Origin of the sequence: Streptomyces aurantiaciflavus, from assembly GCF_049808595.1 — a bacterium.
In the GTDB taxonomy this organism is placed as follows: Bacteria; Actinomycetota; Actinomycetes; order Streptomycetales; family Streptomycetaceae; genus Streptomyces.
The window spans coordinates 43,656-64,366 of record NZ_JBNCAQ010000019.1; the positions used below are offsets into that span (position 1 = coordinate 43,656).

Here is a 20,711-nt window from a genome sequence, read left to right on the forward strand (position 1 = left end):
GTAGCCGCTCGCAAGCCCTCCCGTACCGATACAAACGAAGGACGATCGTGCTCATTGCCGGGTTCCCCGCCGGGGCCTGGGGGACGAACTGTTATCTCGTCGCCCCCGCCGCCGGTGAGGAGTGCGTGATCATCGACCCGGGCCACCAGGCGGCCCCCGGAGTCGAGGAAGCGATCAGGAAGCATCGGCTCAAGCCCGTCGCCGTCGTCCTCACCCACGGCCACATCGACCACGTGGCCTCGGTCGTCCCGGTGTGCGGCGCGCACGACGTGCCCGCCTGGATCCACCCCGAGGACCGGTACATGATGAGCGACCCCGAGAAGGCGCTCGGCCGGTCCATCGGAATGCCGCTCATGGGCGAGCTGACGGTGGGGGAGCCGGACGACGTCCGGGAGCTGACCGACGGCGTGAAACTGGATCTGGCCGGTCTGGAGTTCTCCGTCGCGCACGCGCCGGGCCATACGAAGGGGTCGGTGACCTTCCGGATGCCCGAGGCGGCGGACGTCCCGTCCGTCTTCTTCTCGGGCGATCTGCTCTTCGCCGGCTCCATCGGACGCACCGACCTGCCCGGCGGTGACATGGCCGAGATGCTCGACTCGCTGGCCCGCGTGTGCCTGCCGCTCGACGACTCGACCGTGGTGCTGTCCGGCCACGGCCCCCAGACGACCATCGGCCAGGAGCGCGCCACCAACCCGTACCTGCGGCAGGTGGCCGCCGGCCAGGGAGCCGCAGAGGCTCCCCGACGAGGAATGTGACGAGAGACTTCCCGTGAGCACCTTTCAGGCCCCCAAGGGCACGTACGACCTTCTTCCGCCCGACTCCGCCAAGTACCTCGCCGTCCGCGAGGCGATCGCCGCGCCGCTGCGCAACTCCGGCTACGGCTACATCGAGACGCCCGGCTTCGAGAGCGTCGAACTGTTCGCGCGCGGTGTGGGGGAGTCCACCGACATCGTGACGAAGGAGATGTACGCCTTCGAGACCAAGGGCGGCACCAAGCTGGCGCTGCGCCCCGAAGGCACCGCCTCCGTGCTGCGTGCGGCCCTGGAGGCCAACCTGCACAAGTCGGGCAACCTCCCGGTCAAGCTCTGGTACTCGGGCTCGTACTACCGCTACGAGCGCCCCCAGAAGGGCCGTTACCGTCACTTCTCCCAGGTCGGCGCCGAGGCGATCGGCGCCGAGGACCCGGCGCTGGACGCCGAGCTGATCATCCTGGCCGACCAGGCGTACCGCTCCCTGGGCCTGAGCAACTTCCGGATCCTGCTCAACAGCCTGGGCGACAAGGAGTGCCGTCCGGTCTACCGGGCCGCGCTGCAGGACTTCCTGCGGGGCCTGGACATCGACGAGGACACGCGCCGCCGCGCCGAGATCAACCCGCTGCGCGTGCTGGACGACAAGCGCGAGTCGGTCCAGAAGCAGCTCGGGGACGCCCCGCTGCTGCGCGACTACCTCTGTGACGCCTGCAAGGCGTACCACGAGGAGGTCCGCGAGCTGATCACGGCGGCGGGCGTGGCCTTCGAGGACGACCCCAAGCTGGTGCGCGGCCTGGACTACTACACGCGGACGACCTTCGAGTTCGTCCACGACGGTCTGGGCTCCCAGTCCGCGGTGGGCGGCGGCGGCCGCTACGACGGACTGTCGGAGATGATCGGCGGCCCCGCGCTGCCGTCCGTCGGCTGGGCCCTCGGTGTCGACCGCACCGTCCTGGCCCTGGAGGCGGAGGGCGTGGAGCTCGAACTCCCGGCGTCCACCAGCGTGTTCGCGGTCCCGCTCGGCGAAGAGGCCCGCCGCATCCTGTTCGCCAAGGTCACCGAACTGCGCAAGGTCGGCATCGCGGCGGACTTCTCCTACGGCGGCAAGGGCCTGAAGGCGGCGATGAAGGCGGCCAACCGCTCGGGCGCCCGCTTCGCCCTGGTGCTGGGCGAGCGCGACATCGCTGAGGGCGTCGTCCAGCTCAAGGACATGGAGTCCGGTGAGCAGAGGGCGGTCGGCGTCAACGAGGTCGTGGCGGAACTGGAGTCGCGGCTCGGCTAGCACCGGTCGGCAGCACGCGCGCGTGGGCGCCGGATACCCGCCAGAGGGGTCCGGCGTCCTCGTCGTGTCCGGCCGTTGTCCGAAACCGAACACACGCCCGCTGCCTCAGTCCGTCCTTATGTGGAGCGAACGGTGCGCGCACGCGCGCGTGCGGCACAATGTCCCCTGCCCGAAGATGGTCCCAAGCCTCAAGTGACGGAATCGGCGTGATGAGCAAGACGACAGTCAAAGACGTCTCCACCGACCCCGAGCCCGAGCGCGCCGCATCGGCCGTACCGGGGACGGTGGGCGGCAGCCGGGCGTTCGCCCTGCTCCTGGTGATCACCGGCGCGGCCGGTCTGCTCGCCGCGTGGGTCATCACGATCGACAAGTTCAAGCTGCTCGAGGCCAAGGTCGAGGGCAAGACCTTCACCCCCGGGTGCAGCCTGAACCCCGTCGTCTCCTGCGGCAGCGTCATGGAGAGCGACCAGGCCTCGGCCTTCGGCTTCCCCAACCCGATGCTCGGCCTCGTCGCCTACGGCATCGTCATCTGCGTCGGCATGAGCCTGCTCGCCCGCGCCCGCTTCCCGCGCTGGTACTGGCTCACCTTCAACGCGGGCACGCTCTTCGGCGTCTCGTTCTGCGCCTGGCTGATGTTCCAGTCCCTGTACCGGATCAACGCGCTGTGCCTGTGGTGCTGCCTGGCCTGGGTCACGACGATCATCATGTTCTGGTACGTGACCTCGTTCAACGTGCGCAACGGCCTCCTGCCCGCGCCGAGCTGGCTCAAGAGCTTCTTCGGCGAGTTCACCTGGGTCATGCCGGTGCTGCACATCGGCATCATCGGCATGCTGATCCTGACCCGCTGGTGGGAGTTCTGGACCAGCTGACCTTCGCACCCCGGGCCGCCGACGGCCCGGGCCGCACTGTCAGTCCCGTCCTTTAGGGTTTCAGCGTGGAGCCCGACCTGTTCACCGCCGCAGCAGAAGAACGCCAGGAGAAGGACCCCGCCGGCAGCCCGCTGGCGGTCCGGATGCGCCCGCGCACCCTCGACGAGGTCGTGGGCCAGCAGCACCTGCTCAAGCCGGGCTCACCCCTGCGTCGCCTCGTCGGTGAGGGCGCCAAGGGCCCGGCCGGTCCCTCCTCGGTGATCCTCTGGGGCCCGCCCGGCACCGGCAAGACGACCCTGGCCTACGTCGTCTCCAAGGCCACCAACAAGCGCTTCGTCGAGCTGTCCGCGATCACCGCCGGTGTGAAGGAGGTCCGCGCGGTCATCGACGGCGCCCGCCGCGCCACCGGCGGCTTCGGCCAGGAGACCGTCCTCTTCCTCGACGAGATCCACCGGTTCAGCAAGGCCCAGCAGGACTCCCTCCTCCCGGCCGTCGAGAACCGCTGGGTGACACTGATCGCGGCGACGACCGAGAACCCCTACTTCTCGGTGATCTCCCCGCTGCTGTCCCGCTCGCTGCTGCTGACCCTCGAACCCCTCACGGACGACGACCTGCGCGGCCTCGTCCGCCGCGCCCTCGCCGACGAGCGCGGACTCAAGGGCGCCGTCACCCTCCCCGAGGACACCGAGGCCCACCTGCTGCGCATCGCCGGCGGCGACGCCCGCCGCGCCCTGACCGCACTGGAGGCCGCCGCCGGCGCCGCGCTCGACAAGGGCGAGACGGAGATCGCCCTGTCGACGCTGGAGGAGACGGTCGACCGGGCCGCCGTGAAGTACGACCGCGACGGCGACCAGCACTACGACGTCGCCAGCGCCCTCATCAAATCCATCCGCGGCTCCGACGTCGACGCCGCCCTGCACTACCTGGCCCGCATGATCGAGGCCGGCGAGGACCCCCGTTTCATCGCCCGCCGCCTGATGATCTCCGCCAGCGAGGACATCGGCCTCGCCGACCCCCAGGCCCTGCCCATAGCGGTCGCCGCCGCCCAGGCCGTCGCCATGATCGGCTTCCCCGAGGCCGCCCTCACCCTCAGCCACGCCACCATCGCCCTCGCGCTGGCACCGAAGTCGAACTCCGCGACGACCGCCATCGGCGCCGCCCTGGACGACGTACGCAAGGGACTGGCCGGGCCCGTGCCGCCGCATCTGCGGGACGGGCACTACAAGGGCGCGGCCAAACTCGGGCACGCGCAGGGGTACGTGTATCCGCACGACCTGCCCGAGGGGATCGCCGCGCAGCAGTACGCGCCGGACGCCATCAAGGAGCGCGAGTACTACACGCCCTCCCGGCACGGCGCCGAGTCCCGGTACGCGGACGCCGTGGAGTGGACCCGCAAACACCTCGGTCGCAAGCGGTCCTGAGCACCCTGTAGACTCGATCGAAGTGCTGAGTCCCGTGTCCGGCCCCTCCGCGAGGAGAACCGGCACCACCAGAGCGGGGCATCCAGCCGGAGGCCTGGTTCGCCAGGATCTCCAGGAGCGTCGCGCACCGTCGAACGGTGTCGCGGGCAGCCCACCACCACCCGCAGTTCCGGGACCGGTCGGTGGGCCACTCGCGTGCTGCACGTATGTGCCCAGACCAGGGGAGCGGCTGCCCACCAGGTTCCCTGCGGACCCGGCGGGATTCCCCGGCTGCGGATGCGACCTCCCCTAACCCTGGTGAAGCCGTATTCGCATCAGAAACACGAGGTGTTCGGTTCCATGGCGAACCAGTCCCGCCCCAAGGTCAAGAAGTCGCGTGCGCTCGGTATCGCGCTGACCCCGAAGGCCGTCAAGTACTTCGAGGCCCGCCCCTACCCGCCGGGTGAGCACGGCCGTGGCCGCAAGCAGAACTCGGACTACAAGGTCCGTCTGCTGGAGAAGCAGCGTCTGCGCGCGCAGTACGACGTGTCCGAGCGCCAGCTCGTCCGCGCCTACGAGCGTGCCTCCAAGGTTCAGGGCAAGACCGGTGAGGCCCTGATCATCGAGCTCGAGCGTCGTCTCGACGCCCTGGTCCTGCGTTCGGGCATCGCCCGCACCATCTACCAGGCCCGTCAGATGGTCGTCCACGGCCACATCGAGGTCAACGGCCAGAAGGTCGACAAGCCGTCGTTCCGTGTCCGTCCCGACGACGTCGTGATGGTCCGCGAGCGCAGCCGCGAGAAGACCCTCTTCTCGATCGCCCGCGAGGGCGGCTTCGCCCCCGACGGTGAGACCCCGCGCTACCTCCAGGTGAACCTCAAGGCCCTGGCGTTCCGCCTGGACCGCGAGCCGAACCGCAAGGAGATCCCGGTGATCTGCGACGAGCAGCTCGTCGTCGAGTACTACGCCCGCTGATCCCTCGGCGGTCGTAGGACCTCTGCGCCCGAACCCGTCGTCCCCTCGCCCTTTGGGCGGGCGGGGCGGCGGGTTCACGCATGTCCGGGGGCGCGGCGGCAGCCCGGCTGCCCGCACCGGCAAATCCGGTTCGGAGCGCCGCCCCCGGCGCGATAGGCTCGGTGCACGACTTTTTCGACGTAGACCGATACAGAGGCACGTTTCAGGGAGCGGGTGCGCAGTGTCCGGTGGAGAGGTGGCCGGCATCCTGGTGGCCGTGTTCTGGGCGATCCTGGTCTCCTTCCTCGCCGTGGCGCTGGCGAGGCTGGCCCAGACGCTCAGGGCGACCACCAAGTTGGTCGCGGAGGTGACCGACCAGGCCGTCCCGCTGCTGGCCGACGCCGCCACGGCGGTGCGCTCGGCGCAGACCCAGATCGACCGGGTCGACGCGATCGCCTCCGACGTCCAGGAGGTCACGTCGAACGCCTCCGCGTTGTCCACCACGGTCGCCTCCACCTTCGGCGGCCCCCTGGTGAAGGTCGCGGCCTTCGGCTACGGCGTCCGCCGGGCCCTCGGCGGCCGCAAGGACGACGTGCCCGCCAAGGCACGGCGTACCGTCATCGTGGGCCGGACCGTCCCGGCCTCGCGGTGGGGCAAGCGGAATCCCCGTGGAAAGAGGGACTGAGACCTAGCGATGTTCCGCCGTACGTTCTGGTTCACCACGGGCGTCGCCGCCGGTGTCTGGGCCACCACCAAGGTCAACCGCAAGCTGAAGCAGCTGACCCCCGAGAGCCTCGCGGCGACCGCCGCCAACAAGGCGCTCGAGACGGGAGCACGTCTCAAGGACCGCGCGGTGGGCTTCGCGCTCGACGTCCGCGACAACATGGCCCAGCGGGAGGCCGAGCTGGGGGAGGCACTGGGGATCCACGCGGACCCCGAACTCCCCACACCCCGGCGGTACGCCGCCATCGAGAACCGCACCAACCCGAAGTACATCGAGACGACGTACTCGAACAACCGGAATGAGGACCACTGATGGAGTCGGCTGAGATCCGCCGCCGCTGGCTGAGCTTCTTCGAGGAGCGCGGGCACACCGTCGTCCCTTCGGCGTCGCTCATCGCGGACGACCCGACTCTGCTCCTGGTCCCCGCCGGCATGGTGCCCTTCAAGCCCTACTTCCTGGGTGAGGTCAAGCCGCCCTTCGCCCGCGCCACCAGCGTGCAGAAGTGCGTGCGCACGCCCGACATCGAAGAGGTCGGCAAGACCACCCGCCACGGCACGTTCTTCCAGATGTGCGGCAACTTCTCCTTCGGCGACTACTTCAAGGAAGGCGCCATCAAGTACGCCTGGGAGCTGCTCACCAGCCCCCAGGACAAGGGCGGTTACGGCCTGGAGCCGGAGAAGCTCTGGATCACCGTCTACAAGGACGACGACGAGGCCGAGCGCATCTGGCACGAGGTCGTCGGCGTGCCCAAGGAGCGCATCCAGCGCCTCGGCATGAAGGACAACTACTGGTCCATGGGCGTCCCCGGCCCCTGCGGCCCCTGTTCCGAGATCAACTACGACCGCGGCCCCGAGTTCGGCGTCGAGGGCGGCCCCGCCGTCAACGACGAGCGGTACGTGGAGATCTGGAACCTCGTCTTCATGCAGTACGAGCGCGGCGAGGGCATCGGCAAGGACAACTTCGAGATCCTCGGCGAGCTGCCGAGCAAGAACATCGACACGGGCCTCGGCCTGGAGCGCCTCGCCATGATTCTGCAGGGCGTGCAGAACATGTACGAGATCGACACCTCCATGGCCGTCATCAAGAAGGCCACCGAGCTGACCGGCGTGGCCTACGGCGACGCCCACGACTCGGACGTCTCCCTGCGCGTGGTCACCGACCACATGCGTACGTCCGTCATGCTCATCGGCGACGGCGTCACCCCCGGCAACGAGGGCCGCGGCTACGTCCTGCGCCGCATCATGCGCCGCGCCATCCGCAACATGCGTCTCCTCGGCGCCACCGGTCCGGTCGTCAAGGACCTCATCGACACCGTCATCGAGATGATGGGCCAGCAGTACCCCGAGCTGGTCACCGACCGCGAGCGCATCGAGAACGTCGCCCTCGCCGAGGAGGCCCGCTTCCTCAAGACCCTCAACGCCGGCACGAACGTCCTGGACGGCGCCGTCAGCGAGACCAAGGCCGCCGGCTCCACCGTGCTGCCCGGAGACAAGGCCTTCCTGCTCCACGACACCTGGGGCTTCCCGATCGACCTCACCCTCGAGATGGCCGCCGAGCAGGGCCTGAGCGTGGACGAGGAGGGCTTCCGCCGCCTGATGAAGGAGCAGCGGGAGCGCGCCAAGGCCGATGCCCAGGCCAAGAAGACCGGCCACGTCGGCGCCGGCGCCTACCGCGAGATCGCCGACAAGGCCGGCGAGACCGACTTCATCGGCTACACGGACACCGAGGGCGAGTCCACGATCGTCGGCATCCTCGTCGACGGCGTGTCCTCGCCGGCCGCCACCGAGGGCGACGAGGTCGAGATCGTCCTCGACCGCACCCCGTTCTACGCCGAGGGCGGCGGTCAGATCGGCGACACCGGCCGGATCAAGGTCGCCTCCGGCGCCGTCGTCGAGGTCCGCGACTGCCAGAAGCCGGTCCCGGGCGTCTACGTCCACAAGGGCGTCGTCCAGGTCGGCGAGGTGACCGTCGGCGACCTCGTCCACGCTTCGATCGACGACCGCCGCCGCAAGGCCATCGCCCGCGCCCACTCGGCCACGCACCTCACGCACCAGGCCCTGCGCGACGCCCTCGGCCCCACGGCCGCCCAGGCCGGTTCCGAGAACCAGCCCGGCCGCTTCCGCTTCGACTTCGGCTCCCCGTCCGCCGTGCCGACGGCCGTGATGACCGACGTCGAGCAGAAGATCAACGAGGTGCTCGCCCGTGACCTCGACGTCCGCGCCGACGTCATGGGCATCGACGAGGCCAAGAAGCAGGGCGCCATCGCCGAGTTCGGCGAGAAGTACGGTGAGCGCGTCCGCGTCGTGACCATCGGCGACTTCTCCAAGGAGCTGTGCGGCGGCACGCACGTCCACAACACCGCCCAGCTGGGTCTGGTGAAGCTGCTCGGCGAGTCGTCGATCGGTTCGGGTGTGCGCCGTATCGAGGCTCTGGTCGGCGTCGACGCCTACAACTTCCTGGCCCGTGAGCACACGGTCGTCGCCCAGCTCCAGGAGCTGATCAAGGGCCGCCCGGAGGAGCTCCCGGAGAAGGTCTCGGCCATGCTCGGCAAGCTGAAGGACGCCGAGAAGGAGATCGAGAAGTTCCGCGCCGAGAAGGTCCTGCAGGCCGCCGCCGGTCTCGCCGAGTCCGCCAAGGACGTCCGCGGCGTTGCTCTTGTGACCGGTCAGGTCCCGGACGGCACGACCGCCGACGACCTGCGCAAGCTCGTCCTCGACGTGCGCGGTCGTATCCAGGGCGGCAGGGCCGCCGTGGTCGCCCTGTTTGCTGTCGCGAACGGCAAGCCGCTGACGGTCATCGCCACCAACGAGGCCGCCCGCGAGCGCGGCCTCAAGGCCGGCGAGCTCGTTCGTACGGCCGCCAAGACCCTCGGCGGCGGCGGTGGCGGCAAGCCCGACGTCGCCCAGGGCGGTGGCCAGAACCCGGCTGCCGTCGGCGAGGCCGTCGACGCCGTCGAGCGTCTCGTGGCGGAAACGGCCAAGTGATGCGCCGCGGTCGTCGCCTCGCGATCGACGTCGGGGACGCCCGCATCGGGGTCGCCTCGTGCGACCCCGACGGGATCCTCGCCACTCCCGTGGAGACGGTCCCCGGCCGGGACGTTCCCGCAGCTCACCGACGGTTGAAGCAACTGGTCGAGGAGTACGAGCCGATCGAGGTCGTGGTCGGTCTCCCTCGCTCCCTCAAGGGGGGCGAGGGCCCGGCCGCGGCCAAGGTCCGCGGGTTCGCCCAGGAGCTGGCCAAGGGCATCGCGCCCGTCCCGGTCCGGCTCGTCGACGAGCGGATGACGACCGTGACGGCCAGTCAGGGACTGCGTGCCTCGGGCGTGAAGTCCAAAAAAGGACGGTCGGTCATCGACCAGGCAGCCGCTGTGATCATCCTCCAGCAGGCCCTGGAATCCGAACGGGTGTCAGGTACAGCACCGGGAGAGGGCGTCGAAGTGGTCATCTGATCGCGATACGGTAACGTTCCGCGCGATGCGGCGGTGTTCGAACAGCTGCCGCACAAAGAGAGGCGGAACGGGAGCCGGGCCCACAAGCCGCGCGACCGCCGCCTCGCGGCTCTAGGGGATCGATGACTGAGTATGGCCGGGGCCCAGGCTCCGAACCGTGGCATCCGGAGGACCCGTTGTACGGGGACGGCGGATGGGAAGGGCAGCAGGCCCAGGGCCATCAGCCTGCCTACGGCGGCCAGCCGCAGCACCACTACCCGCAGCAGCCGCAGCAGCCGGGATACGGCGACTGGGGCAACGGACAGGCGCAGCAGTACGACCCACAGCAGTACCAGCAGCCCTACGACCAGCAGCAGTACCAGCAGCCCTACGACCAGCAGCAGTACGAGCAGTACGCCCACCAGGGCCAGCAGCAGGCGTACCACGAGGGCGGCTGGGACGGCACCGGCACCCATGCGCACGTCCCGTACGCCGCCGACCCCGGCGACCCGTACGGCCAGCAGCCGGCTGCCTACGGTGCCGAGCAGCCCGACTTCTACGGCACCCCGGACGCCTATCCGCCGCCGGAGCCGCCCGCCCGGCGGCGCCCGGACCCGGAACCGCAGCCGGAGGCGGAGCAGCAGCAGCCCGACTGGGACCCGGGCCCCGACCAGGGCGAGCAGGCCTTCTTCGCGGGCGGCGGAGGCGACGACGAGGACGACGACGAGCCGGAGGGCCGCGGCGACCGGCGTGGCCGGGGCGGCAAGGGAAGCAAGGGCGACAAGAGCAAGAAGCGCCGCAACGGATGCGCCTGCCTGGTCGTCGTCCTCGTCTTCGGCGGCGGTATCGGCGGCGTCGGCTACTACGGCTACCAGTTCTACCAGAATCGTTACGGCCCGGCCCCGGACTACGCGGGCGACGGCACCAGCGAGACCGTGAGCATCGAAGTGCCCAAGGGCGCGGGCGGCGTCGACATCGGTCGCCGGCTGAAGGCGGCCGGCGTCGTCAAGAGCGTCGACGCCTTCGTGTCCGCGTTCACGAACAATCCCGAAGGGGACAGGATCCAGGCGGGCGCGTACATCCTGAAGAAGGAGATGTCCGCGGCGAGCGCCGTCGAGATGATGCTGGATCCGAAGAGCCAGGCCAATGTGATGGTCAAGCCCGGCCAGCGCAACATTCAGGTCTACAAGGCGATCGATGCGAAACTCGGCCTTTCCGGGGGCACCACCAGGACTTTCGCAGAAAAGAACTTCAAGAGCCTCGGACTGCCCGGCTGGGCGAACAGCGACAGCGACATCAAGGACCCGCTGGAAGGCTTCCTCTACCCGGGCACCTATGCCGCGGCCAAGGGCATGAAGCCCGCGGCGGTGCTCAAGGAGATGGTGCAGCGGGCCAACGAGGCCTATGGCAAGTACGACCTCGAGGCCAAGGCCAAGGCGCTCGACCTCGAGAGTCCGCTGCAGGTCATCACGGTCGCCAGCCTCGTCCAGGCGGAGGGCAAGACGGACGACGACTTCCGCAAGATGGCGGAGGTCGTCTACAACCGCCTGAAGCCGACGAACACCGAGACCAACCAGTTGCTGCAGTTCGACTCGACGTTCAACTACCTGAAGAACGAGAGCAAGATCAATATCAGCGAGTCCGAGATCAACAGCAACAAGGACCCGTACAACACCTACACGCGGAAGGGTCTTCCGCCGGGACCGATCGGAAACCCGGGTGCCGACGCACTCGCTGCGGCGCTGGACCCCACGAGCGACGGCTGGATCTATTTCGTCGCGACCGACGGTGAGAAAACGACGGAATTCGCAAAGACCTACGAGGAGTTCCAGAAACTCCGGGACAAGTTCAACGAGAGCACCGGTAACTGAGGAAATGAGCGACACAGTCAGCACGGAGCACGTCCACCGTCACCGGGCGGCGGTCCTGGGCAGCCCCATCGCCCACTCCCTGTCCCCGGTGCTGCACCGCGCCGCGTACCAGGCGCTGGAGCTCACGGACTGGACGTACGAGCGCTTCGACGTCGACGAGGCGGCGCTGCCGGGGTTCGTCGAGGGGCTCGGCGCCGAGTGGGCGGGGCTCTCGCTGACCATGCCGCTCAAGCGCGCCGTCATCCCGCTGCTCGACGAGATCAGTGAGACGGCGGCCTCCGTCGAGGCGGTCAACACCCTGGTGTTCACCGAGGACGGCCGCCGCGTCGGCGACAACACCGACATCCCCGGCATGGTGGCCGCCCTGCGCGAGCACGGCGTCGAGGAGGTCGACTCGGCCGCGATCCTCGGCGCCGGCGCCACCGCCTCCTCCGCGCTGGCCGCCCTGGCCCGGGTCTGCGCCGGCGAGGTCGTCGTCTACGTACGCAGCCAGGCTCGCGCGGACGAGATGCGCGGATGGGGCGAGCGCCTCGACCTCGAGGTCCGTACGGCGGACTGGGCGGACGCGGCCGAGGCGCTGCGCCACCCGCTGGTCGTCGCGACCACCCCCGCCGGGGCGACGGACGCCCTCGCCGCCTCGGTGCCGGAGCGGCCCGCCACCCTCTTCGACGTGCTGTACGAGCCCTGGCCGACCGAGCTGGCCGCTCGCTGGTCCATGTTCGGCGGCGCCGTCGTCAGCGGGCTCGACCTGCTGGTGCACCAGGCGGTGCTCCAGGTGGAGCAGATGACCGGCCGTGCCCCGGCTCCCGTGGACGCCATGCGAAAAGCGGGCGAACACGCGCTCGCCTCCCGCTAGGATCCGCTGAGATCCGCAGGGGGCGGAGCACAGTGTGGGGGGAGTCAGGTACATGTCCAACGCGTCCGTCGAGGTGCCGCTGGCGTCCGGCAAGAGCGAGATCTTCGAGGTCGTCCTGCGGTTCATGCCCGACTGGGTGCAGATCGCGGTGCTCTCGCTGATCGTGCTCGCCGTCGTCACCTCGTGGATCCTGAAGCTCAAGCGCAAGATCGAACACCGGCGGGCCGTGCGGGCCGGCGCACCCGTGCACGCGGCGGCGCAGTACGGGCAGGGGCGCGGCGCGGACTACCTGGGCGCCTACGCGCCGCAGCGGAACCAGCAGGCTCAGCAGACGGCCGCGGCGACCCAGCCCAGCGGCGCCGACTTCCTGGGCGCGTACGCCCCGCAGAACCAGCAGCCTCAGACGCAGCAGACGGCCGCGGCGACCCAGCCCAGCGGCGCCGACTTCCTGGGCGCCTACGCCCCGCAGCAGAGGCGGGACGACACGCGGTGAGCCCGGCGCCGGTCCTGCTGCCGTCCGCCTGATGGACCGGCGGCCGGTTCCGGCCCCCGGACGTGGGAGGATCGTAGGTGGCGGACCTGGGTCGCGCACCCGGTCACGTCGTTGCCGTACGCGAGGACGCGCGTACGCAGGGCAGTACCAGGCGCGAGCACTGAGGAGCACCGTTGAGCAGGTTGCGCTGGCTGACCGCGGGGGAGTCCCACGGTCCCGCACTCGTGGCGACGCTGGAGGGCCTTCCCGCCGGCGTGCCGATCACCACGGAGATGGTGGCGGACCATCTGGCGAGGCGCCGGCTCGGCTATGGGCGCGGTGCGCGGATGAAGTTCGAGCGGGACGAGGTCACCTTCATCGGCGGCGTCCGGCACGGTCTCACCCTGGGTTCCCCGGTCGCGATCATGGTGGGCAACACCGAGTGGCCGAAGTGGGAGCAGGTCATGGCGGCCGACCCGGTCGACCCCGAGATCCTGGCGGGCCTCGCGCGCAACGCGCCGCTGACCCGCCCGCGTCCCGGCCACGCCGACCTCGCCGGCATGCAGAAGTACGGCTTCGACGAGGCCCGTCCGATTCTGGAGCGCGCCTCGGCCCGCGAGACCGCGGCCCGTGTCGCGCTCGGCGCGGTGGCCCGGTCGTACCTGAAGGAGACGGCCGGCGTCGAGATCGTCTCGCACGTGGTCGAGCTGTGCTCCGTGAAGGCGCCGCAGGGCGTGTACCCGACGCCGGCCGACGTCGAGAAGCTGGACGCCGACCCGCTGCGCTGCCTGGACGCGGACGCCTCCAAGGCGATGGTCGCGGAGGTCGACCAGGCCCACAAGGACGGCGACACCCTCGGAGGCGTGGTCGAGATCCTGGCCTACGGCGTCCCCGTCGGCCTGGGCTCGCACGTGCACTGGGACCGCAAGCTGGACGCCCGCCTCGCGGGTGCCCTCATGGGCATCCAGGCGATCAAGGGCGTCGAGCTCGGCGACGGGTTCGAGTTGGCGCGGGTGCCCGGGTCCAAGGCGCACGACGAGATCGTGAAGACCGACGAGGGCATCCGGCGTACCTCCGGCCGCTCGGGCGGTACCGAGGGCGGTCTGTCCACCGGTGAGCTGCTGCGGGTGCGGGCGGCGATGAAGCCGATCGCGACCGTGCCGCGGGCGCTGCAGACCGTGGACGTGACCACCGGCGAGGCGACCCAGGCCCACCACCAGCGCTCCGACGTGTCCGCGGTGCCGGCGGCCGGCATCGTCGCCGAGGCCATGGTGGCCCTCGTCCTGGCGGACGCGGTGGCGGAGAAGTTCGGCGGCGACTCGGTGACGGAAACGCGCCGCAACGTTCAGTCGTACCTCGACAACCTGGCGATCCGATGAGCCCGGTGCCCGTGGTCGTCCTGGTCGGCCCGATGGGTGTGGGCAAGTCCACCGTCGGGCAGCTGCTGGCCGAGCGGCTCGGGGTGGGGTACCGGGACACCGACGACGACATCGTCGCCGAGCAGGGCCGTACCATCGCCGACATCTTCGTCGAGGAGGGCGAGCCCGCCTTCCGCGCGATCGAGAAGCGGACCGTGCACACCGCGCTCGCCGAGCACGACGGCGTCCTGGCGCTGGGCGGCGGCTCGATCCTGGACGCGGACACACGGGCGCTGCTCGCCGGGCAGCGGGTCGTCTACCTCTCGATGGACGTGGAGGAGGCGGTCAAGCGCACCGGCCTGAACGCGGCCCGTCCGCTGCTCGCCATCAACCCGCGCAAGCAGTGGCGCGAGCTGATGGAAGCCAGGCGGCACCTGTACGAGGAGGTGGCCACGGCCGTCGTGCCGACCGACGGCCGTACGCCCGAAGAGGTCACCCAAGCCGCCCTGGACGCCTTGGAGTTGAAGACTGCATTCCCCGGGGGCCCATCCCCGGACCCCCGGCCGGAGGACGGTATGGCCAGCCAGGTGACAAGGATTCAGGTCGGTGGCAGCGCGGGCTCGGAGCCGTACGAGGTGCTGGTCGGCCGTCAGCTCCTCGGCGAGCTCGGCGGGCTGATCGGCGATCGCGCCAAGCGAGTCGCCGTCGTCCACCCCGAAGCACTCGCCGAGACCGGTGAGGCGCTGCGCGCCGACCTGGCCGATCAGGGCTACGAGGCCATCGCCATCCAGGTGCCGAACGCGGAGGAGGCCAAGACCGCGGAGGTCGCCGCCTACTGCTGGAAGGCGCTGGGCCAGTCCGGGTTCACGCGCACGGACGTCGTGGTGGGCGTGGGCGGCGGCGCCACCACGGACCTGGCCGGGTTCGTGGCCGCGACCTGGCTGCGCGGGGTGCGCTGGATCGCCGTTCCGACCACCGTCCTGGCGATGGTGGACGCGGCGGTCGGCGGGAAGACGGGCATCAACACCGCCGAGGGCAAGAACCTCGTCGGTGCCTTCCACCCGCCGGCCGGTGTGCTGTGCGACCTGGCCGCGCTGGACTCCCTCCCGGTCAACGACTACGTCTCCGGGCTGGCGGAGATCATCAAGGCCGGCTTCATCGCCGATCCGGTGATCCTCGACCTCATCGAGGCCGATCCCGAGGCCGCCCGTACACCGGCCGGCCCGCACACCGCCGAGTTGATCGAGCGTTCCATCCGGGTCAAGGCGGACGTGGTCTCCTCGGACCTGAAGGAGTCGGGCCTGCGGGAGATCCTCAACTACGGTCACACTCTGGCCCACGCGATCGAGAAGAACGAGCGCTACAAGTGGCGTCACGGCGCGGCGGTCTCGGTCGGCATGCACTTCGCCGCCGAACTCGGTCGCCTGGCGGGCCGGTTGGACGATGCCACTGCCGACCGGCACCGCACGATCCTGGAGGCGGTGGGTCTGCCGTTGCACTACCGCCACGACCAGTGGCCCAGGCTGCTGGAGACGATGAAGGTCGACAAGAAGTCCCGCGGCGACCTCCTGCGCTTCATCGTCCTGGACGGCCTGGCCAAGCCCACCGTCCTGGAGGGCCCCGACCCGGCGGTCCTGCTCGCCGCGTACGGCGAAGTGGGCGAGTAGGTCCGCAGGGTTCCCTTCCGCCCGATTCGCTTTCCACACCGGGCACTTCGGACCGCCCCCGGTCGTTCACCAAACGACAGCCGGGGGCGGTACCGTTCAGTAGCGGGCGAGAGCCCGCAGGCCTGAAAGGCTGAGCACGGTCGGGCTCTCGACACCACCACGCGGTGGCAGCCGCACATGAGGCAGCGCGGCGCCCCGGAGGTGAACCGAACCCACAAACGAGACGGAGTGGCACCGGATGCAGCACGCAGTGGGATCTCCGCTGCCGCCGCCCCACCAGCCGGGGCACGGACCGGCCGCCGGCTGGTCACCGGCCGCACAACACCCCGGTCCGCACCAGCCGGGCGGCAACCCCCCGCAGACCGCCCCCGTGCCCGCCCCGCACCCGGCACCGGGCTTCACCGGTGCGCCACCCACGGGCCCGGTCCCGCCCGTGCCGCACCCCCAGCCTCCGCGGCACGCGCCCGTCCCGCCCGCCCCCGACGCCACCGGACACGTCCAGCTGCCGCCCGGCGGACCCGTCCCCATGCCCACCGCGCCCCCCGCCGCGGCCGCCCCCGACCCGACGACCACGACCCTCGCGGTGCTGCTCATCGGCCCCGCGGGCGCCGGCAAGACCAGCGTCGCCAAGTTCTGGGCCGACCACCGTCGGGTCCCCACGGCCCACATCAGCCTCGACGACGTGCGTGAATGGGTCCGCTCCGGCTTCGCCGACCCCCAGTCCGGCTGGAACGACAACTCCGAGGCCCAATACCGCCTGGCCCGCCGCACCTGCGGCTTCGCCGCACGCAACTTCCTGGCCAACGGCATCTCCTGCATCCTCGACGACGCGATCTTCCCCGACCGCCCGGTCGTCGGCCTGGGCGGCTGGAAACGCCATGTGGGTCCCGGCCTCCTGCCGGTGGTCCTCCTCCCCGGCCTCGAAGTCGTCCTGGAGCGCAACGCCGAACGCTCCGGCAACCGCCGCCTCACCGACGAGGAGGTCGCCCGCATCCACGGCCGCATGGCCGGCTGGTACGGCTCCGGCCTCCCGATCATCGACAACTCCCAGCTGGACGTCCCGACGACGGCCAGGGTGCTGGACGACGTCCTGGCCAGGGCGATCGCGAGTCCGCCGAGCTGGTAGCCGCGGGAAGCGGCGTCACTCGGGGGCGCGGGGCGGCGCAGGTGCGCGGCTGCGCCGGGTGGCCGCGCCCGGCATCCCACCGGCCCGCGGCCCGGCAGACCCCCGCCCCTCCCCACTCGGCGGCTCCCAACCGGCACAATCCGGCCACCGCTCCTACGCTCGACTCATGTCAGAGGTGTACGCAACCCGCCGCACACGGCTGAGGGACCGCTGCAACGCGTCCGGCAACGCGGCAGCGCTCATCTCTCGCCCCGCCAATGTCAGGTACCTCGCGGGTGCCGCCCCGCGCGGCGCCGTCCTGCTGCTGGGCAGGCACGAGGACCTCCTCGTCTGCCCCGGCCCCCTCGACGACCGCCCCACCGAGGGCCGGCCCGACGAGAAGCTCACACTGCACACCCTGCCCCGCCCGGGAGGCGACCCCGCCGTGGCCGCCGCAGGCATCCTCGCGGGCCAGGGCACCGACTCCCTCGCGGTCGAGGAACACCACCTCACGGTGGCCCGGCACCGCGCCCTCCGCTCGGTCGCCCCGCGACTGCGCCTGGCCGACCTCGGCGGCGCCGTCGAACAGCTCCGGGTGGTCAAGGACGAGGAGGAGATCTCCTGCCTGCGCATCGGAGCCGAGATCGCCGACCAGGCACTGGGCGAGCTGCTGGAGTCCATCCTCGTCGGCCGCACCGAACGCCACCTCGCCCTCGAACTGGACCGCCGCCTCGTCGACCACGGCGCCGACGGCCCCGCCTTCCCCACCTCCGTCGGCACCGGCCCGAACTCCGGCCGGCGCTGCCACCGGCCCACCGACCGGCGGGTCGAGGAGGGCGACTTCCTCTCCGTCTGCCTGGGCGCGAACTACAGCGGCTACCGCTGCGAGATCGGCCGCACCTTCGTCATCGGCACGTCCCCGGCGGACTGGCAGATCGAGCTGTACGACGTCGTCTTCGCCGCCCAGCGCGCCGGACGCGAGAGCCTGGCACCCGGCGCCGCCTACCGTGACGTGGACCGCACCGCACGCCAGGTACTGGACTCCGCCGGCTACGGAGAGAGCCTGCCGCCCCTCACCGGGCACGGTGTCGGACTCGAAATCGACGAGGACCCTCAGTTGGCCCCCGCGGCCATGGGTAAACTGGACGCTTGCGTGCCGGTCACCGTCGAACCGGGGGTCCACCTCCCGGGCCGGGGCGGTGTCCGGATCGATGACACGCTCGTCGTACGCCCCGAGGCGGACGGCGGACCCGAGCTACTCACCATCACGACCAAGGAGCTGCTCGCGCTGTAGGAGTGCGTGCCCCCGGGGTCGTCCACGTCAGTCCAGGAGATTCCGCAACCGTGGCTTCCACGAACGACCTCAAGAACGGCATGGTGCTCAAGCTCGAAGGCGGCCAGCTCTGGTCCGTCGTCGAGTTCCAGCACGTCAAGCCCGGCAAGGGCCCGGCCTTCGTGCGCACCAAGCTCAAGAACGTGCTCTCCGGCAAGGTCGTCGACAAGACCTTCAACGCCGGCGTCAAGGTCGAGACGGCCACTGTCGACAAGCGCGACATGCAGTTCTCGTACATGGACGGCGAGTACTTCGTCTTCATGGACATGGAGACCTACGACCAGCTGCACATCGACCGGAAGGCCGTCGGCGACGCCGCCAACTTCCTCGTCGAGGGCTTCACCGCCACCGTCGCGCAGCACGAGGGCGAGGTGCTCTTCGTCGAGCTTCCGGCCGCCGTCGAGCTGACCATCGCCGAGACCGAGCCGGGCGTCCAGGGCGACCGCTCCACCGGTGGCACCAAGCCCGCCACCCTGGAGACCGGTCACCAGATCCAGGTCCCGCTCTTCATCACCACCGGCGAGAAGATCAAGGTCGACACCCGCACGAGCGACTACCTCGGCCGGGTGAACAGCTAACCGTGGCCGCCCGCAACACGGCCCGCAAGCGCGCCTTCCAGATCCTCTTCGAGGGCGACCAGCGCGGCACCGACGTCCTGACGGTCCTCGCGGACTGGATCCGGCTCTCCCGGGCCGACACCCGGCAGCCGCCGGTGAGCGAGTACACGATGCAGCTGGTCGAGGGGTACGCGCAGCACGCCAAGCGCATCGACGAGCTGATCGCGCAGTACTCGGTCGGCTGGACGCTGGACCGGATGCCGGTCGTCGACCGCAACATCCTGCGGCTCGGCGCCCACGAGCTGATCTGGGTCGACGAGACGCCGGACGCGGTCGTCCTCGACGAGATGGTGCAGCTGGCGAAGGAGTTCTCCACGGACGAGTCCCCCTCGTTCGTCAACGGCCTCCTCGGCCGGCTCAAGGAGCTCAAGCCCTCGCTGCGCCGGGACGAGGCGTAAACGGTACGAGCCGAACGCCGGAGGGCCCGCAGCATCCCCGCTGCGGGCCCTCCGGCATTCCCCCGTCCCTCGTGCACCACAGGCCCGTGGAACGCCGTCGGGGGGGGGGGGGGCGCGCCGCATGGCGCCCCCCCGCCGCCCCGGGAGGAGGGGGGTGGCCGGAACCGTCAAGTTCCGGCCACCCCGGCGGCACGTTTCTTCTGAGACGCTACGGTCTTCTGAGACGCTGCGGTGCTCAGTTCTCCTCGTGGGAGACGGCACGACGCGCGTCCGCGTCCAGGACACCCCAGCTGATCAGCTGCTCGGTGAGGACCGAGGGCGACTGGTCGTAGATGACGGCGAGCGTGCGCAGGTCGTCCTGGCGGATCGAGAGCACCTTGCCGTTGTAGTCACCGCGCTGCGACTGGATGGTCGCCGCGTACCGCTGCAGGGGACCGGCCTTCTCGACCGGCACGTGAGCCAGCCGCTCCAGGTCCAGCACCAGCTTCGGCGGGGGCTCGGCGGCGCCGCCCGGGGTGGTGCCCGGCAGGAGCTCCTGCACCGGAACGCCGTAGAAATCGGCCAGCTCCGCGAGGCGCTGCACGGTCACGGCACGGTCGCCGCGCTCGTACGAACCGACCACGACCGCCTTCCAGCGTCCCTGGGACTTCTCCTCGACACCGTGGAGGGAAAGGCCCTGCTGGGTGCGGATCGCCCGGAGCTTGGCCCCGAGCTGTTTGGCGTATTCGCTGGACATATAGCTCCCCGGCACTGGGTCGACGCGACTGGCTCTGGTCCATGCCGCGCGGTTGGTAACTCACTGTGAGGTTACGCAGCGTGATTCTTCTGCGTCAAGCCGAATGGTCCACACCGACTCTTCCGTGGTATCGATGGCCGATTACGCCAAGGGGGTGATCAGGGGTGTCGCTCCGGGCTGCTACCGTGGATGGCGCAATTCCGACGTCCTTTAAGGTCCGTCCCGTGAGGCGGAGAAGGAGGTCCGTTTCGTATGGACACGCAAGCGTCAGACGCGAGGCCCGTCCTCGAAGGCCCTGACATCGCGCGGGTGCTCACCCGCATCGCCCACGAGATCGTCGAACGCGCCAAGGGCGCCGACGACGTGGTGCTCCTCGGCATTCCGACCCGCGGCGTCTTCCTCGGCCGGCGGCTCGCCGCCAAGCTCGAGCAGATCACCGACCGCAAGATCCCGGTCGGCTCCCTCGACATCACCATGTACCGCGACGACCTGCGCATGCAGCCGCCGCGTGCGCTGGCCCGCACCGAGATCCCCGGTGACGGCATCGACGGCAAGCTGGTCGTCCTCGTCGACGACGTGCTCTTCTCCGGCCGCACCATCCGCGCCGCCCTCGACGCCCTGAACGACATCGGGCGTCCCCGCGCGGTGCAGCTCGCGGTCCTCGTCGACCGGGGCCACCGCGAACTGCCCATCCGCGCCGACTACGTCGGCAAGAACCTCCCCACGTCGCTGCGGGAGACGGTCAAGGTCCAGCTCGCCGAGGAGGACGGTCGCGACACCGTGCTGCTCGGTGCGAAGCAGACCACACCGGGCGCGCAGCACTAGCGATCCGGCGTACGCCCACGCAGGTGCGCCCCCTTGCGCCCGCATGCCCGAAAACTCCCAAATGCCTT

General features: G+C 70.4%; 20 protein-coding genes. 19 read left to right on the plus strand and 1 reads right to left on the minus strand.

Translation table 11 applies throughout. The features are described 5' to 3' along the window. Nucleotides 1–47: 47 nt before the first annotated feature. The 18 genes from ACPT94_RS23020 to nusB all read left to right on the plus strand — a co-directional run bounded on the left by ACPT94_RS23020 (nt 48) and on the right by nusB (nt 19,082). Nucleotides 48–755 (plus strand): MBL fold metallo-hydrolase, encoded by a 708-nt coding sequence (locus tag ACPT94_RS23020; RefSeq protein ID WP_360345051.1) that lies wholly within the window; start codon nt 48–50, stop codon nt 753–755. 13 nt (nt 756–768) lie between these two features. After that, nucleotides 769–2,031, plus strand: a complete 1,263-nt coding sequence (gene hisS / locus ACPT94_RS23025; protein ID WP_360345049.1) for a histidine--tRNA ligase — start codon at nt 769–771, stop codon at nt 2,029–2,031. A gap of 209 nt (nt 2,032–2,240) precedes the next feature. Further along, the gene (locus ACPT94_RS23030) at nt 2,241–2,900 is read left to right on the plus strand and encodes a vitamin K epoxide reductase family protein (protein ID WP_425246723.1); all 660 of its coding nucleotides are present in this window, start codon (nt 2,241–2,243) and stop codon (nt 2,898–2,900) included. A 65-nt stretch (nt 2,901–2,965) separates the two neighbouring features. Next, a complete protein-coding gene (locus ACPT94_RS23035; RefSeq protein ID WP_360345045.1) occupies nt 2,966–4,321 on the plus strand; it encodes a replication-associated recombination protein A in 1,356 nt (451 codons plus the stop codon). 339 nt (nt 4,322–4,660) lie between these two features. Beyond that, nucleotides 4,661–5,275 carry a 30S ribosomal protein S4 gene (gene rpsD / locus ACPT94_RS23040; RefSeq protein ID WP_129796831.1) on the plus strand — a complete coding sequence of 205 codons (615 nt, stop codon included), beginning with the start codon at nt 4,661–4,663 and terminating at the stop codon, nt 5,273–5,275. A 220-nt stretch (nt 5,276–5,495) separates the two neighbouring features. Further along, nucleotides 5,496–5,939: a DUF948 domain-containing protein gene (locus ACPT94_RS23045; RefSeq protein WP_360345042.1), complete on the plus strand. Its 444-nt coding sequence runs from the start codon at nt 5,496–5,498 to the stop codon at nt 5,937–5,939. Between the two features lie 9 nt (nt 5,940–5,948). Continuing rightward, a complete protein-coding gene (locus ACPT94_RS23050; RefSeq protein WP_360345040.1) occupies nt 5,949–6,290 on the plus strand; it encodes a hypothetical protein in 342 nt (113 codons plus the stop codon). Next, nucleotides 6,290–8,962 (plus strand): alanine--tRNA ligase, encoded by a 2,673-nt coding sequence (gene alaS / locus ACPT94_RS23055; protein WP_360345038.1) that lies wholly within the window; start codon nt 6,290–6,292, stop codon nt 8,960–8,962. The genes ACPT94_RS23050 and alaS overlap by 1 nt, the downstream gene beginning before the upstream one ends. Then, the gene (gene ruvX, locus ACPT94_RS23060; protein WP_360345036.1) at nt 8,962–9,426 is read left to right on the plus strand and encodes a Holliday junction resolvase RuvX; all 465 of its coding nucleotides are present in this window, start codon (nt 8,962–8,964) and stop codon (nt 9,424–9,426) included. Before alaS ends, ruvX begins: the two co-directional genes overlap by 1 nt. A gap of 122 nt (nt 9,427–9,548) precedes the next feature. Next, a complete protein-coding gene (gene mltG, locus ACPT94_RS23065) occupies nt 9,549–11,276 on the plus strand; it encodes an endolytic transglycosylase MltG (RefSeq protein ID WP_360345034.1) in 1,728 nt (575 codons plus the stop codon). A gap of 4 nt (nt 11,277–11,280) precedes the next feature. After that, entirely contained in the window at nt 11,281–12,132 is an 852-nt protein-coding gene (locus ACPT94_RS23070) for a shikimate dehydrogenase (protein WP_360345032.1), read from the plus strand. A gap of 52 nt (nt 12,133–12,184) precedes the next feature. Beyond that, nucleotides 12,185–12,625: a hypothetical protein gene (locus ACPT94_RS23075; protein ID WP_425246724.1), complete on the plus strand. Its 441-nt coding sequence runs from the start codon at nt 12,185–12,187 to the stop codon at nt 12,623–12,625. Nucleotides 12,626–12,798: 173 nt separating this feature from the next. Then, nucleotides 12,799–13,983: a chorismate synthase gene (gene aroC / locus ACPT94_RS23080; protein ID WP_360345028.1), complete on the plus strand. Its 1,185-nt coding sequence runs from the start codon at nt 12,799–12,801 to the stop codon at nt 13,981–13,983. Then, the gene (gene aroB / locus ACPT94_RS23085) at nt 13,980–15,629 is read left to right on the plus strand and encodes a 3-dehydroquinate synthase (protein ID WP_360345026.1); all 1,650 of its coding nucleotides are present in this window, start codon (nt 13,980–13,982) and stop codon (nt 15,627–15,629) included. The genes aroC and aroB overlap by 4 nt, the downstream gene beginning before the upstream one ends. Nucleotides 15,630–15,867: 238 nt before the next feature. Continuing rightward, the gene (locus tag ACPT94_RS23090; RefSeq protein ID WP_360345024.1) at nt 15,868–16,755 is read left to right on the plus strand and encodes a Pro-rich N-terminal domain-containing protein; all 888 of its coding nucleotides are present in this window, start codon (nt 15,868–15,870) and stop codon (nt 16,753–16,755) included. Between the two features lie 166 nt (nt 16,756–16,921). Then, complete coding sequence (locus ACPT94_RS23095; RefSeq protein ID WP_360345022.1) at nt 16,922–18,028, plus strand: aminopeptidase P family protein; 1,107 nt, start codon at nt 16,922–16,924, stop codon at nt 18,026–18,028. Between the two features lie 50 nt (nt 18,029–18,078). Then, the gene (gene efp / locus ACPT94_RS23100; protein WP_014671526.1) at nt 18,079–18,645 is read left to right on the plus strand and encodes an elongation factor P; all 567 of its coding nucleotides are present in this window, start codon (nt 18,079–18,081) and stop codon (nt 18,643–18,645) included. A 2-nt stretch (nt 18,646–18,647) separates the two neighbouring features. Further along, nucleotides 18,648–19,082, plus strand: coding sequence for a transcription antitermination factor NusB (gene nusB / locus ACPT94_RS23105; RefSeq protein WP_360345019.1), 435 nt, complete (start codon nt 18,648–18,650; stop codon nt 19,080–19,082). Nucleotides 19,083–19,317: 235 nt separating this feature from the next. On the opposite strand, the gene bldD is transcribed toward nusB, so the two are convergent. After that, on the minus strand, nt 19,318–19,818 hold the full coding sequence (gene bldD / locus ACPT94_RS23110) for a transcriptional regulator BldD (RefSeq protein WP_030785871.1): 501 nt from the start codon (nt 19,816–19,818) through the stop codon (nt 19,318–19,320). Between the two features lie 252 nt (nt 19,819–20,070). Between bldD and pyrR the strand changes: the two genes are divergently transcribed. Then, nucleotides 20,071–20,643 carry a bifunctional pyr operon transcriptional regulator/uracil phosphoribosyltransferase PyrR gene (pyrR, locus tag ACPT94_RS23115; RefSeq protein WP_360345017.1) on the plus strand — a complete coding sequence of 191 codons (573 nt, stop codon included), beginning with the start codon at nt 20,071–20,073 and terminating at the stop codon, nt 20,641–20,643. The last annotated feature ends 68 nt before the right edge of the window (nt 20,644–20,711 follow it).

Excerpts from the sequence above, each read along its gene's own strand:
- bldD (WP_030785871.1), bottom strand. The coding sequence starts at position 19,818 with ATGTCCAGCGAATACGCCAAACAGCTCGGGGCCAAGCTCCGGGCGATC.
- ACPT94_RS23070 (WP_360345032.1), top strand. The coding sequence starts at position 11,281 with ATGAGCGACACAGTCAGCACGGAGCACGTCCACCGTCACCGGGCGGCG.
- aroB (WP_360345026.1), top strand. The coding sequence starts at position 13,980 with ATGAGCCCGGTGCCCGTGGTCGTCCTGGTCGGCCCGATGGGTGTGGGC.
- ACPT94_RS23090 (WP_360345024.1), top strand. The coding sequence starts at position 15,868 with ATGCAGCACGCAGTGGGATCTCCGCTGCCGCCGCCCCACCAGCCGGGG.
- ACPT94_RS23075 (WP_425246724.1), top strand. The coding sequence starts at position 12,185 with ATGTCCAACGCGTCCGTCGAGGTGCCGCTGGCGTCCGGCAAGAGCGAG.
- ACPT94_RS23095 (WP_360345022.1), top strand. The coding sequence starts at position 16,922 with ATGTCAGAGGTGTACGCAACCCGCCGCACACGGCTGAGGGACCGCTGC.
- pyrR (WP_360345017.1), top strand. The coding sequence starts at position 20,071 with ATGGACACGCAAGCGTCAGACGCGAGGCCCGTCCTCGAAGGCCCTGAC.
- ruvX (WP_360345036.1), top strand. The coding sequence starts at position 8,962 with ATGCGCCGCGGTCGTCGCCTCGCGATCGACGTCGGGGACGCCCGCATC.
- rpsD (WP_129796831.1), top strand. The coding sequence starts at position 4,661 with ATGGCGAACCAGTCCCGCCCCAAGGTCAAGAAGTCGCGTGCGCTCGGT.
- ACPT94_RS23030 (WP_425246723.1), top strand. The coding sequence starts at position 2,241 with ATGAGCAAGACGACAGTCAAAGACGTCTCCACCGACCCCGAGCCCGAG.
- alaS (WP_360345038.1), top strand. The coding sequence starts at position 6,290 with ATGGAGTCGGCTGAGATCCGCCGCCGCTGGCTGAGCTTCTTCGAGGAG.
- ACPT94_RS23050 (WP_360345040.1), top strand. The coding sequence starts at position 5,949 with ATGTTCCGCCGTACGTTCTGGTTCACCACGGGCGTCGCCGCCGGTGTC.
- mltG (WP_360345034.1), top strand. The coding sequence starts at position 9,549 with ATGACTGAGTATGGCCGGGGCCCAGGCTCCGAACCGTGGCATCCGGAG.